The sequence below is a fragment of the Stenotrophomonas sp. YJH_SMC_79 genome (assembly GCF_059367995.1).
Genome location: NZ_JCAFRK010000003.1, coordinates 434,393 through 447,411 on the forward strand (window position 1 = coordinate 434,393; position 13,019 = coordinate 447,411).

Sequence of the window (13,019 nt, forward strand, 5' to 3'; positions counted from 1 at the left end):
CCGACCGGGTCATGTGCTGGATGCTGGTGTTCACGCCGTACCACGCAGTGGCACGGTATGATCATGCCACGCATCTTCCGCACACGAAGTTTCAATCGCAGTATGCGTAGGACCACCCTGTCCGACGCTGCGCTGTACCGGTCGGTACGTGAAATGGAAGCGGGTCTGGTGGATGCTGATCTTGGCGGCGGAATCTTCAAGAAGCGCGTTGCGCTGCCGGGGCGAGGAAAGCGTGGGAGCGTTCGAATCATCGTCGCCACACAGCGAGGCGGGCATTGGTTCTTCCTTTTCGGCTACGAGAAGAATGAACGTGCTGCGATCACGAATGCGGAACGGGACGCGCTGCAGTTGTACGCATCGGAGTTCCTGAGAATGAGTACGGCGCAGCTGAATCGTGCCGTGGAGTACGGGGATCTACAGGAGATCGGCCATGACGAAGACCCCTGAGCGACGGCGCGCGAAAAGTGCGCTTCTTGAAGCGGTGCATGATGCTGCTGTGAGTCTGCACGCGCATGGCTTCATCGATAAACGTCGGTTGAGCAGCTACGAAGCGCTTTGCCTTGAGCCGGTCCCTGAGTACAGCAGTGCCCAGATCCGTGCCCTGCGTACGTCATTGCAGCTCAGTCAGCCGGTCTTTGCGGGGGTTCTCAATACCAGCGTTTCCACCGTACGCAGCTGGGAGCAGGGCGAAAAGAAACCCAGTGGACCGTCACTGAAGTTGCTTAACCTGATTGATCGGAAGGGTCTCGAAGCAGTCCTGTAAAGCAAAGGCCCGGGCATTGCCGGGCCTTTCTGTTTTTCGCGGCGCTCTCATCCACGCATGGCGTGGATCTACCTCACCCCTCGCGTGCGATCGCGCGCCAGCCGATGTCGGTACGGTGGAACTCGTTGGCCCAGCTCACCTTGGCCACGCCCGCGTAGGCATTGGCCTGCGCATCGCGCACGCTGTCGCCGAGCGCGGCCACGCACAGCACGCGGCCGCCGGCACTGACCACCTGGCCCTGTGCATCCAGTGCCGTACCGGCATGGAACACCTTGGCGCTGGCCGGCACATCACCCAGGCCGGAAATCACGTCACCGGTGATCGGCGCTTCCGGGTAGGGCTTGGCGGCCAGCACCACGCCCAGCGACGGGCGCGCGTCCCACTGCGCCTGAACCTGGTCCAGGCGGCCGTCGATGGCCGCTTCCACCAGCTCGATCAGGTCCGACTGCAGGCGCAGCATTACCGGCTGGGTTTCCGGATCGCCGAAGCGCACGTTGAACTCGATCACCTTCGGCGCGCCACTGGCATCGATCATCAGGCCGGCATAGAGGAAGCCGGTGAAGGGGATCCCATCGGCGATCATGCCCTGCACGGTCGGGTTCACCACCTCGCGCATCACGCGGGCGTGCACTTCCGGCGTCACCACCGGCGCCGGCGAGTACGCGCCCATGCCGCCGGTGTTCGGACCGGTGTCGCCGTCGCCGACGCGCTTGTGGTCCTGCGAGGTGGCCATCGGCAGCGCATGCACGCCGTCCACCATCGAAATGAAGCTGGCTTCCTCGCCGTCGAGGAATTCCTCGATCACCACGCGCGCACCGGCATCGCCGAAGGCGTTGCCCGAGAGCATGTCACGCACGGCGTCTTCGGCTTCGGCCTGGGTCATCGCCACGATCACGCCCTTGCCGGCGGCCAGGCCATCGGCCTTGACCACGATCGGTGCACCCTTCTCGCGGATGTAGGCCAGGGCGGCGTCCACGTCGGTGTGCACGGCGTAGAACGCGGTAGGGATGTTGTGGCGGGCCAGGAAGTCCTTGGCGTAAGCCTTGCTGCCTTCCAGCTGCGCGGCGGCGGCGGTCGGCCCGAAGATGCGCAGGCCGGCGGCGCGGAAGCGGTCGACCACGCCGGCCACCAGCGGTACTTCCGGGCCGACCACGGTCAGCGCCACGCCTTCGGCCTGGGCCAGCGCCAGCAGGCCGTCGATGTCGGTGACCTTCACCGCTACGTTGCGGCACTTGTCTTCGCTGGCGGTGCCGGCGTTGCCGGGCGCCACGATCACTTCGGTGACACGGGAGGACTGGGCCAGCTTCCATGCCAGGGCGTGTTCGCGGCCGCCAGAGCCGATGACAAGTACGTTCATCACGAGATTCCAGATTGCGTGGGAAGGGAAGGTCGATGTCCCCGGCGGCGCAGGTGCTTCATTCGCAGCCTTCGCGTCGCAGCGATTCGGGGAAGGAATAGGCCCAGGTCTTCGGGTCCAGGGTAAAGCGGTGTTCCTGCTGGACCTGCTTGCTGCCACAGGTGGTGCCGGATTCCTCGATCAGCAGCGGCCAGATGCGCGCGCTGCGGTCGCTGTCGTCGAAACGCAGGGCGAAATCGATGCTGAAGCGGCGGGTGCGGCAGTCCTCGGCGGTGTCCGGGTCGGTGCCGGCGTCCAGGTTGTCGCACTCGTACTGGGCGTCATTGTCGATATGGCTGCGCACGCTGCCACTGGCCACCAGGCCGTTCGGGCCCGGCAGGATCAGCGACTGCGAGAGCAGCGAGAAGCCCTGCCCGAACCAGCCGTCCTCGACACGGAAGCCATAGAAGTCGCTGCCGGCGCGGATGACGTTGACGGTGCCGGGCTGGCCGCCGCTGCCGAGGCGCTCGCCGCTCAGTTCGCTGGTTACATCGAAGCCATCGCCCTTGGGGCGCAGCACGAAGAAGTCGATCGTGCCCGGGTCGATGTGCGCCCCTTCGGACAGTGCGCCGCAGACCGCCAGCAACTGCTGCCAGCTGTCGCCGCTCACCACCGGTTGCTCGGCGCAGACGTGCCAGTCCATCGGGCGGGTTTCGCCGTCGTCGTTCCAGCTGCCGCGCCATTCACCGGACAGTCTGGCGTTGCTGCCGTAGCGCTGGACCAGGAAGGCCTGCAGTCGCGCGGTACGGCTCACGTGCGCCGTCGGCTCGGCAGGGGCCGGCGTGGCGGCCTCCGACGCCGGCGCAGGCGCCGCTGCAGGCTTGCAGCCGGCCAGCGCGGCCGCGCCCGCGAGGGCAAGCACGGCCAGCGATTTCATCGAAACTGTGGACATCCGTGTCGCTCCAGGATCAGTGGCGGAAGTGGCGCACGCCGGTGAACACCATGGCCAGGCCATGTTCGTCAGCGGCGGCGATCACTTCGGCATCGCGCATCGAACCGCCCGGCTGGATCACCGCCTTGATGCCGGCGGCAGCGGCGGCATCGATGCCATCGCGGAACGGGAAGAACGCATCGGAGGCCATCACCGAGCCCTGGACCACCAGGTTCGCATCGGCGGCCTTGATGCCGGCGATACGGGCTGAGTAGACACGGCTCATCTGGCCGGCGCCGACACCGATGGTGCGGTTGTCCTTGGCATAGACGATCGCATTGGACTTCACGAACTTGGCCACCTTCCAGGCGAACAGCAGGTCGGTGAACTGCTTGTCGGTCGGCGCCAGCTTGCTGACCACCTTCAGTTCGTCGCGGGTCATGCCGCGGTTGTCCGAGGACTGCAGCAACAGGCCCGAGCCGACGCGCTTGCTGTCGAAATTGTTCAGGCCATCACCATGCGGAATGCGCAGCACGCGCACGTTGGCCTTCTTCTGCGCGTACTCCAGCGCGGCCGGCTCGTAGTCCGGGGCGATCAGCACTTCCACGAACTGGCGGTCCAGGATCACCTTGGCAGTGGCAGCGTCGAGCGGCTTGTTGAAGGCGATGATGCCGCCGAAGGCGCTGGTCGGGTCGGTGGCGTAGGCCAGCTCGTAGGCATCGCCGTTGCCGGCACCCACCGCCACGCCGCACGGATTGGCGTGCTTGACGATCACGCAGGCCGGCGCGTCGAACTGGCGCACGCATTCCCACGCCGCATCGGCGTCGGCCAGGTTGTTGTAGCTCAGTTCCTTGCCCTGCAGCTGCTGGAACGTGGCCAGCGTGCCCGGCACCGGGTACAGGTCGCGGTAGAAGGCGCCGCTCTGGTGCGGGTTCTCGCCGTAGCGCAGGTCCATCACCTTCACGAAGGTGGAGTTCATCTGCGCCGGGTACTCGGCGCGGGCCGGCACGGCGGCGTCGGTGGCGGTGACCGCCGACAGGTAGTTGCTGATCGCGGCGTCGTACTGGGCAACGCGGTTGAACGCGGCCACCGAGAACGCGAAGCGGGTGGCGGCCGACAGCTGGCCGTCGTTGGCGTCCAGCGAGGCCAGCAGTTCGGCGTACTGCGACGGGTCGGTGGCCACCGCCACGCGGGCGAAGTTCTTGGCTGCCGAACGCAGCATGGCCGGGCCGCCGATGTCGATGTTCTCGACCGCGTCGGCCAGGGTGCAGTCGGCCTTGGCGGTGACCGATTCGAACGGGTACAGGTTCAGCACCAGCAGGTCGATGGCACCGATGCCGTGCTCAGCCATCACCGCATCATCCAGGCCCGAACGGCCCAGCAGGCCGCCGTGCACCATCGGGTGCAGGGTCTTGACCCGGCCGTCCATCATTTCCGGGAAACCGGTGACGTCGGCCACGTCCTTCACGGCCAGGCCCGCATCGCGGATCGCCTTGGCGGTGCCGCCGGTGGACAGCAGCTCCACGCCGCGTGCCGCCAGCGCAGTGGCCAGCTCGACCAGACCGGTCTTGTCGGAAACGGAGAGGAGGGCCCGGCGGACGGGCAACAGATCAGCAGTCATGGGACAGAATCGGCAGCGGAGCGGGGCCGATATTGTAGGCGGTGGGGGCCGGTGGCGGGCGCTGGAAGGGGTAATTTGCCGTGGCAATCGGCGTAAGGCCGGGTCGGGCACACCGGTCCGGCCCGATCCGGGGGCTGGGCTGCGGACCAGAGCCGGGTTGTCGGAATCTGCCAGCGATGGGGTAGGCTGTGCCCGCACTGCCAAGGATCAGCGGGTACGGATCATGTCGATCTATGCATTGAAAGGACGTTTCCAGGACCTGTTGCGTCCAGTCGTACGCGGTCTGTTCCGCATGGGGATCACTGCCAATTCGGTGACCGTGGCCGCTGCCGTGGTCTCGCTGCTGGTGGCTGTCGCGGTCTGGTGCTGCGCGCCGGCCAAGCCCCTTCTGTACCTGCTGCTGCCACTGTGGATGCTGCTGCGCATGGCGCTCAACGCCGTGGACGGCATGCTGGCCCGCGAGTTCGGCCAGCAGTCGCGGCTGGGCGCCTATCTGAACGAGGTGTGCGATGTGATCGCCGACGCGGCGCTGTACCTGAGCCTGCTCAGTGTGCCGGGCGTGCGCCCGGAAGCGCTGTGGCTGCTGGCCTGGACCGCGGCGCTGAGCGAGTACGCCGGCGTGCTGGGGCTGATGGTCGGGGCCAGCCGTCGCTATGACGGCCCGATGGGCAAGAGCGATCGCGCGTTCGTGATCGGCGTGCTGGGCCTGCTGCTGGCGTTCGGCTGGGGCGGTGCGATGACGGTCAGCGGTGTGGCCGCTGCGATGGCAGTGCTGTGCGGGGTGACGATGGTCAACCGCGTACGTCGGGGATTGCAGGAAGCGGCGGTTTCGCCGAATTAATCAAGCAGATACAAAAAGACAATCAGGAGATTGCATGCGTCAGGCGCAGGAACGGGAATTCCACAGCTTCGACCAGGTACCGCTGTTCTACCGGTACTGGGCGAGCACCACGGCAACCCCGGCCACCAAGGCCATCGTGCTGCTGCACCGTGGCCACGAGCACTCCGGCCGGGTCACTCACCTGGTTGACGAGCTGGACCTGCCCGACACCGCCTTCTTCGCCTGGGATGCGCGCGGCAATGGCCGTTCGCCGGGCGCACGTGGCGATGCACCGGGCTTCCCGGCGCTGGTGCGTGACCTGGACAGCTTCATCGCCCACATCGGTGCCGCGCATGGCATCGCGGTGGAAGACATCGTGGTGATCGCGCAGAGCGTGGGCGCGGTGGTTGCTGCCACGTGGGTGCACGATTACGCACCGCGCCTGCGTGCACTGGTGATGGCCTCGCCCGCGTTCAAGGTGAAGCTGTACGTGCCGTTCGCACGCCCGGGCCTGGCATTGATGCAGAAGCTGCGCGGCAACTTCTTCGTCAACAGCTACGTCAAGCCGCAGTGGCTGACCCATGACCCGGCGCGCGTGGAGAGCTACCGCACCGATCCTCTGATCACCCGGCCGATCTCGGTGCGCGTGCTGCTGGGCCTGTACGAGGCCGCCGACCGCATCGTTGCCGATGCGCAGGCGATCAGCGTGCCGGTGCAGCTGCTGGTGTCCGGTTCGGATTTCGTCGTGCATCGTGGCCCTCAGGACCGCTTCTACGAGCGCCTGTCCAGCCCGATCAAGGAGCGCGTGCACCTCCCGGGCTTCTTCCACGACACGCTGGGCGAGCGTGATCGCGCGCCGGCACTGGCGCGTATCCGCAGCTTCATCCAGGCACGTTTCGCCGAGCCGCTGCGTGAGCTGTCCCGTCGCGATGCGCACCGCCACGGGCCGACCTTCGAAGAATCGGAGATCCTGGCGTGGCCACCGGAACGCAACAGCCTGGCCGACCTGCGCTGGCGCGTGGTGCGTGGCGGCCTGCGTTTCGGCGGGACCTTGTCCGAGGGCATCGCGCTGGGCCTGCAGACCGGTTTCGATTCCGGCAGCACGCTCGACTACATCTATCGCGACCAAGCGCGTGGCAAGGGCCCGCTGGGCCGCATGGTCGACCGCAACTATCTGGATGCAATCGGCTGGCGCGGCATCCGCGTGCGCGGCCAGCACCTGCAGGAACTGCTGCGCGATGCCGCCCAGCGCCTGCGCAGGCAGGGCACGCCGGTGCGCGTGCTGGACGTGGCCGCTGGCCATGGCCGGTATGTGCTGGAAGCGCTGGGCCAGGGCGAACAGCGCGCCGACCGCATCGTGCTGCGTGATTTCAGCGATCTGAACGTGACCCAGGGCCAGGCATTGATCGAGCACCTCGGTGCGGCCGACATCGCGCGCTTCGAGCAGGGCGATGCGTTCGATCCGGCGCAACTGGCCAAGGTCGATCCAGCACCGACACTGGCGGTGGTGTCGGGCCTGTACGAACTGTTCCCCGACAACGATGCGGTGCTGCGCTCGCTGCAGGGCATCGCCGCAACGGTGCCGGTGGGCGGCTACCTGGCCTACACCGGCCAGCCCTGGCACCCGCAGCTGGAATTCATCGCCCGTGCGCTGACCAGCCACCGCGGTGGCGCGGCCTGGGTGATGCGGCGCCGGACCCAGCAGGAAATGGATGAGCTGGTGCGCCTGGCCGGGTTCGAGAAGGTGGCGCAGCGCATCGACGAATTCGGCATCTTCACCGTGTCGCTGGCGCGCCGGACCGCGTGATGGCGACGCTGGCCGCACCCCCCCTGGCCGTGGAAGGGCGCCCCTGGCGGCGCGCCCTGCTGTGGCTGGCCCTGCTGGGACCGTTCTTCTTCGCCAGCTATGGCTTCGCCAATTGGATGGCCGGCCGCCACGCCGCGCTGCCGGTGATGGCGTTCGCCTGGGAAACCCGCATTCCGTTCGTGCCGTGGACGATCGTGCCGTACTGGTCGATCGATCTGTTCTATGCCATCTCGTTCTTCCTGTGCCGGCAGCGCCTCGAACTGGACCGGCATGCATTGCGGCTGTTCAGTGCACAGCTGATCGCGGTGACCTGCTTCCTGCTGTGGCCGCTGCGCTTCAGCTTCGAGCGGCCGGAGATCGGCGGCGTGTTCGGTTGGTTGTTCGATGTGCTGCTGGGCTTCGACAAGCCGTTCAACCAGGCACCATCGCTGCACATCGTGCTGCTGATCGTGCTGTGGGTGAAGTTCGCGCAGTACCTGCACGGCGTGTGGCGCTGGGTGCTGCATGCATGGGCATTGCTGATAGGCGTCTCGGTGCTGACCACGTTCCAGCATCATTTCATCGATATCCCGACCGGCCTGCTGGCGGGGTGGCTGTGCGTCTGGCTGTGGCCGGAGCAGGGCACGCCGCCGCTGCGCGCCTGGCGCACCGCGCGTGATGCCAAGCGCTGGCGATTGGCGGCGTTTTACCTGCTGGGGGCGGTGCTGCTGCTGGCGCCGGCGGTGATGCTGCGCGGTGCGGCGTTGTGGCTGCTGTGGCCGGTGGTGTCGTTGCTGCTGGTGGCGCTGGCGTATGCCGGGCTGTGTACGGCGGTGTTCCAGAAGCGCGCCGATGGTCGCCTGACCATGGCGGCACGCTGGCTGCTGGCGCCGTACCTGGGCGCAGCCTGGATCAATTCGCGGCTGTGGACGCGGCGTGCGCCGCAGCCGGTTCCCGTGATGGATGGCGTGTGGCTGGGGCGCATTCCCTGCGCGGCGTTGCCGCCACCCTTGGTGGGCGTGGTCGATGCCTGTGCCGAGCTGTCCTGCCGCGCGCCGGGCGCCGCGTATGCCAGCGTGCCGATGCTGGACCTGGTGGTCCCTGCACCGGAACAGCTGCGCGAGGCGGCCGAGGCCATCGAGCGGCTGCATGCGCAGGGGCCGTTGCTGGTGTGCTGTGCGCTGGGCTATTCGCGCAGCGCCGCCAGCGTCGCCACCTGGCTGCTGCGCAGTGGTCGTGCGGCCGATGCGAACGCGGCAGTGGCGATCGTGCGGGCTGCACGCCCCGGCATCGTGCTGGGCGCGGCGCATCTGCATGCCATGACTGCTGCGGCCGGAGCGCGCGCATGAGCACGGTTCCCGATCTGGTAACCATGCAGGTGCTGCTGCGCCAGGGGCGTTGGCCGGCGCTGCTGTCGCTGGGCCTGTTGCTGGTGGCACTGCTGCTGCTCGGCATCGAGCCGGGGCTGGCGATGATCGCTGCCGGCCTGTTGCTGCTCAGTGTTGCCGCGGGCATCGCACAGGCCTATCTCGCGTGGAGGGTGGCGCTGGACGCCAGCCTGCTGCAGCTGCTGCGCGATGAGGGCCTGGACGGCGATGCTGCCGCGCGCCGCACCGATCAGCTGCTGCAGGACAGTGGCCTGCGCCGCGCGTCGCCCGATGCGCAACTGCGGGGCTGGGACGCGCGCTGGGCCGGCATGCGCCGCCTGCTGCTGCGCCAGTACCTGCTGACCGCGGTGCAGTTCGCACTGCTGGTGCTGGCCGTGTTGTGGCCGCAGACGTGAACGGGAGGGGCCAATGTTCGCCGAACTGATTGCCCGCGCCTGCAGTGGCGCGATCCATGTGGTGACAGGCGCACGCGCGCTGTGGATCGGTTGCGCGCCGTCCAGCGAGCGCCGCGTGTACTACGGCAACCACGCCAGCCATGGTGACTTCGTGCTGATCTGGTCGTCGATGCCGCCTGCGTTGCGGCGCCAGGTGCGGCCGGTTGCCGCCGCCGAGTACTGGCAGCGCGACGGCCTGCGTCGCTACCTGATCGATGCAGTGTTCAACGGCGTACTGGTCGAGCGCGAGGCCGGCCATCGCCAGCAGGATCCTCTACAGGTGCTGCGTGACGCGGTGGACGAAGACTGCTCGCTGATCCTGTTCCCGGAAGGCACCCGCAACGTGGGCGATGAGCCGTTGCTGCCGTTCAAGAGCGGCATCTATCACCTGGCACGGCAACGCCCGGAGCTGGAATTCGTGCCGGTGTGGATCGACAACCTGAAGCGGGTGATGCCCAAGGGCCGCTTCCTGCCGCTGCCCTTGCTGTGCACGGCCACCTTCGGCACGCCGCTGCGGTTGCAGGCCGACGAGGACAAGGCCGCATTCCTGGCCCGCAGCCGGCAGGCGTTGCTGGACCTGGCGCCGAACGGAGGGCGCGCATGAGTTTCCTGATCGATGTGTCCGGCGACCTGGCAACGCAGAGCGTGGGCCAGCAGACCGGCCTGCTGTTCGCTGGCGTCGGCGCGGTGCTGGTACTGGCCACGCTGGTGGCCGAAACGCTGCGATGGCGCCAGCGCGGCCGGCCCAGCGCGGTGATCGCCAACCTGGTGTCGCGCATCCGCGCGTGGTGGGTGATGGCGATCGTGGTCGGGCTGGCGCTGTTCTTCGGCCGTGCCGGGGTGATCGTGCTGTTCGCGATCATCTCGCTGTTCGCACTGCGCGAGTTCATCACGCTCGCACCGACCCGCTCGGGTGACTACTACGCGCTGCTGGCCGCGTTCTACATCGTGCTGCCGTGGCAGTACTACCTGGTGTGGATCGACTGGTACGGCATGTACACGCTGCTGATTCCGGTCTATGCGTTCCTGTTCCTGCCGATCCTGTCGACCATCGGCGGCGATACCACGCACTACCTGGAGCGCACGGCGAAGGTGCAGTGGGGACTGATGATCTGCGTGTTCTGCATCTCGCACGTACCGCTGCTGCTGAACCTGCACGTGCCGGGCCATGACCCGTCGCGCAACGTGCTGCTGTTTGCTTTCCTGGTGATCGTGGTGCAGTCCTCGGACGTGCTGCAGTACATCTGGGGCAAACTGCTGGGCAAGCATCTGATCGCACCAAAGCTGTCGCCGTCGAAGACGGTGGAAGGCTTCGTCGGCGGCGTGCTGAGTGCCAGCGCGCTGGGCGCGGCGCTGTGGTGGATCACCCCGTTCACGCCGCTGCAGGCGTTTGGCCTGTCGTTGCTGATCAACCTGATGGGGTTCTGGGGCGGCCTGGTGATGTCGGCGATCAAGCGTGACCGAGGCATCAAGGACTGGGGCCACATGATCGAGGGCCATGGCGGCATGCTCGACCGGCTGGATTCGGTGTGCTTCGCCGCGCCGGTGTTCTTCCACGTGGTGCGGTATTACTGGAAGGCGGGCGGGGGCGGCTGATCCCGCCGGGCGTCCATCCACGCATGGCGTGGATCTACTGGCGGGCGGGGGCGGTTGATTCTGCCGGGCTTCCATCCACGCATGGCGTGGATCTACGGGTAGTGCCGGCCGCTGGCCGGCAACTGCAACATCCTGCCATCGTTCATGGGGTTGCCGGCCAGCGGCCGGCACTACCCACGCGGGCTCACGCGCTGATGCCGTATTCCTTCAGCTTCTTGCGCAGGGTGGCGCGGTGGATGCCGAGCATCGCCGCAGCGCGGCTCTGGTTGCCTTCGCAGTGGTTGAGCACTTCCACGAACAGCGGGATCTCCATCTCGCGCAGCACGATCTCGTAGACATCGTCCGCATCGCAGCCATCAAGGTCACGCAGGTAGCGGCGCACGGACTGGGCGACGTGTTCACGCAGCGGTGGCCGGGGAGCGCCACGACTGTTGTCAGGACGAGAAAGGACAGCGTTCAAGGGGGTTCCCGATTCGGTTGGCCCGTGCGCGCGGAGCGCGCGGCCGGACGAGGTGGTGGCGGCCAGTCTAGCGCGAGCGTGCCCGGCCTGCCACGGCCGGTCGCCTTTTCACGGTCAGAGGAAGTCGAAGGTGAATGCGACGGTGGATGCGGCGGGCTCCTGCACACGGAAGGCGACGCGCGCGCTCTGGCCCGGTTCCAGCAGGGCCGCGCCGGGGTTCTCTCCCAGGTACTGCGCAGGCGTGAACACACCACTGCCGATCACCCGGCCATCGGCATCGGACAGTGACAGGCGGAGGTCCGGCCACGCCTGTGCCCAGCGTGCGTCGTTGCGGATGCTGGCCTGGACCTGCAGCACACCGGCCTGCCCGGGCAGCGGCCGGATCTCGCGGCTGGTCATGGTGAAGGCGGTGGGTTCGTGCCAGGCCGGCAGGCTGCAGTGCAGGACGCCGCAGAGCGTGCCCAGCCATGCACGATTGCCGGCGTCGGCGGCCAGCCGCGCACGGTCGGCAAGCACGCTCTGCAGCAGCAGCAGCAGCGCCAGCCCCGCAACCAGCAGCCAGTGCCAGCGGGGTGCCGGCAGGTTGCGGGGGCGCGCGCTGCCAAGGAAACTCGGCGCATCAGCGGCAGCCACCGTTGCCGGCACTGCAACCGGTGCCGGCGCGATGGCCGCAGTTTCATCAACGATGACAGGCGCATCGTCGTGCTGCATCCCTGCCGCCGCCACATGCGCCGCTTCGGCAGGCCCGGTTGGCACCTGCATGGCAGGCAGCGCGTGTTCGTCCGGGTCCTGCGTGCGCGCATCGGTCGCAGGCACGGGCCCACCTTCCGGCGCGGTGTGCAGGAAGGTCGCCAGGGGGCGTCGCGGTGGGTTCGGCTCGGACATGCTCAGGGTGCGGGCTCGGATCCAGCAGTCATTCAACCACGATCAGGCGCGGCGCATGCCGGTGATGCGCATCCAGTCGCCATCCTGGGTGGCCTGCAGGTCATCGAACCATGCGGCATAGCGCTGCAGCAGTTCACCTTCCTGGCCGTGAAGGATGCCGGACAGGGCAATGCGGCCACCGGCAGCGACGCGCGCAGCCAGCAGCTCGGCCAACGCGTCCAGTGCCGAGGCAAGGATGTTGGCGACCACGATCGGGTAGGTGGCGACGGGTTCGTCCTGCGGCAGGTAGACGAGCATGCGCGCCTGCTCGCCGTTGCGCTCGGCATTGTCGGCGGTGGCGACCAGCGCCTGCGGATCGTTGTCCACGCCGATGGCCTCAGCGGCGCCCAGCTTCAGCGCGGCAAGCGCGAGGATGCCGGAGCCGCAGCCGAAGTCGAGCACGCGCTGGCCCTGCAGCAGGCCGTCCACGGCCAGCTGGTCCAGCCAGCGCAGGCAGAGCGCGGTGGTCGGATGGGTGCCCGAGCCGAACGCCAGGCCCGGGTCCAGCCGCACCACGGCGGCGTCGGCAGCCTGTGCCGCCTCCGGCAGTTCATGGTTCCACGGCACGATCCAGGTACGGCTGCCGAAATCCATCGGCTGGAACTGGTCCAGCCAGGCGCGTTCCCAGTCTTCGTCTTCGACCGCGCGGAAGCTGCCGCTGCTCCAGTCCAGCTCCGGGTCGAAGGACTCCAGTGCGGCCAACAGCAGCAGCGCATTGCTGTCGGCCGGGAACAGCGCGCTCAGCACCAGGGTGTCCCACAGCGGGGTCTCACCCACGCCCGGCTCGAGGATGGCCTGTTCGTTGCTGGTATCGGCCTCGGCATCAAGCAGCGTGACGGCCAGTGCGCCGACGTCCTCCAGCGCATTCTCATAGCGGGGCTGGGTAGCTTCGGTGCAACGCAGGGTCAGTTCCAGGAACGGCATGGCGGTGGGGGCAATCGCGGGAAAGGGGGCCATGCT

14 protein-coding genes are annotated in these 13,019 nt (G+C 67.7%); 8 read left to right on the plus strand and 6 right to left on the minus strand.

Annotated features, from left to right (window positions below; genetic code table 11):
* Positions 1–63 precede the first annotated feature (63 nt).
* Positions 64–447 (plus strand): type II toxin-antitoxin system RelE/ParE family toxin, encoded by a 384-nt coding sequence (locus AC5P57_RS13035; protein ID WP_185959227.1) that lies wholly within the window; start codon positions 64–66, stop codon positions 445–447.
* Positions 431–763 carry a helix-turn-helix domain-containing protein gene (locus tag AC5P57_RS13040; RefSeq protein WP_019338970.1) on the plus strand — a complete coding sequence of 111 codons (333 nt, stop codon included), beginning with the start codon at positions 431–433 and terminating at the stop codon, positions 761–763. Before AC5P57_RS13035 ends, AC5P57_RS13040 begins: the two co-directional genes overlap by 17 nt.
* A 73-nt stretch (positions 764–836) precedes the next feature.
* Here AC5P57_RS13040 and purD read toward each other — a convergent pair whose 3' ends face one another.
* Genes purD through purH form a run of 3 tightly spaced genes read right to left on the minus strand, consistent with a single transcriptional unit; the run spans position 837 to position 4,651 of the window.
* Positions 837–2,120, minus strand: coding sequence for a phosphoribosylamine--glycine ligase (gene purD, locus AC5P57_RS13045; protein ID WP_099554406.1), 1,284 nt, complete (start codon positions 2,118–2,120; stop codon positions 837–839).
* Between the two features lie 58 nt (positions 2,121–2,178).
* Positions 2,179–3,051, minus strand: coding sequence for a hypothetical protein (locus tag AC5P57_RS13050; protein ID WP_430542868.1), 873 nt, complete (start codon positions 3,049–3,051; stop codon positions 2,179–2,181).
* A 16-nt stretch (positions 3,052–3,067) separates the two neighbouring features.
* Complete coding sequence (gene purH, locus AC5P57_RS13055) at positions 3,068–4,651, minus strand: bifunctional phosphoribosylaminoimidazolecarboxamide formyltransferase/IMP cyclohydrolase (RefSeq protein ID WP_099554410.1); 1,584 nt, start codon at positions 4,649–4,651, stop codon at positions 3,068–3,070.
* A 223-nt stretch (positions 4,652–4,874) separates the two neighbouring features.
* On the opposite strand from purH, the gene AC5P57_RS13060 reads away from it, so the two are divergent.
* From AC5P57_RS13060 to AC5P57_RS13085, 6 genes are read left to right on the plus strand one after another with little or no spacing between them, the layout of a single operon-like run.
* Complete coding sequence (locus AC5P57_RS13060) at positions 4,875–5,492, plus strand: CDP-alcohol phosphatidyltransferase family protein (protein WP_099554412.1); 618 nt, start codon at positions 4,875–4,877, stop codon at positions 5,490–5,492.
* A gap of 34 nt (positions 5,493–5,526) precedes the next feature.
* Positions 5,527–7,278, plus strand: a complete 1,752-nt coding sequence (locus AC5P57_RS13065; protein ID WP_099554414.1) for a bifunctional alpha/beta hydrolase/class I SAM-dependent methyltransferase — start codon at positions 5,527–5,529, stop codon at positions 7,276–7,278.
* A gap of 23 nt (positions 7,279–7,301) precedes the next feature.
* Positions 7,302–8,606: a phosphatase PAP2/dual specificity phosphatase family protein gene (locus tag AC5P57_RS13070; RefSeq protein ID WP_197577864.1), complete on the plus strand. Its 1,305-nt coding sequence runs from the start codon at positions 7,302–7,304 to the stop codon at positions 8,604–8,606.
* Positions 8,603–9,040 carry a hypothetical protein gene (locus tag AC5P57_RS13075; protein ID WP_099554419.1) on the plus strand — a complete coding sequence of 146 codons (438 nt, stop codon included), beginning with the start codon at positions 8,603–8,605 and terminating at the stop codon, positions 9,038–9,040. The genes AC5P57_RS13070 and AC5P57_RS13075 overlap by 4 nt, the downstream gene beginning before the upstream one ends.
* Positions 9,041–9,053: 13 nt before the next feature.
* On the plus strand, positions 9,054–9,683 hold the full coding sequence (locus AC5P57_RS13080; protein ID WP_014038692.1) for a lysophospholipid acyltransferase family protein: 630 nt from the start codon (positions 9,054–9,056) through the stop codon (positions 9,681–9,683).
* Positions 9,680–10,675: a phosphatidate cytidylyltransferase gene (locus tag AC5P57_RS13085; RefSeq protein WP_099474013.1), complete on the plus strand. Its 996-nt coding sequence runs from the start codon at positions 9,680–9,682 to the stop codon at positions 10,673–10,675. Before AC5P57_RS13080 ends, AC5P57_RS13085 begins: the two co-directional genes overlap by 4 nt.
* Before the next feature lie 184 nt (positions 10,676–10,859).
* Here AC5P57_RS13085 and fis read toward each other — a convergent pair whose 3' ends face one another.
* The 3 genes from fis to prmA form a co-directional block, all read right to left on the minus strand.
* Entirely contained in the window at positions 10,860–11,135 is a 276-nt protein-coding gene (gene fis / locus AC5P57_RS13090; RefSeq protein WP_005419706.1) for a DNA-binding transcriptional regulator Fis, read from the minus strand.
* 114 nt (positions 11,136–11,249) lie between these two features.
* Positions 11,250–12,020, minus strand: a complete 771-nt coding sequence (locus AC5P57_RS13095; RefSeq protein WP_099554420.1) for a DUF3426 domain-containing protein — start codon at positions 12,018–12,020, stop codon at positions 11,250–11,252.
* 42 nt (positions 12,021–12,062) lie between these two features.
* On the minus strand, positions 12,063–12,983 hold the full coding sequence (gene prmA, locus AC5P57_RS13100) for a 50S ribosomal protein L11 methyltransferase (protein ID WP_099554422.1): 921 nt from the start codon (positions 12,981–12,983) through the stop codon (positions 12,063–12,065).
* Positions 12,984–13,019 lie beyond the last annotated feature (36 nt).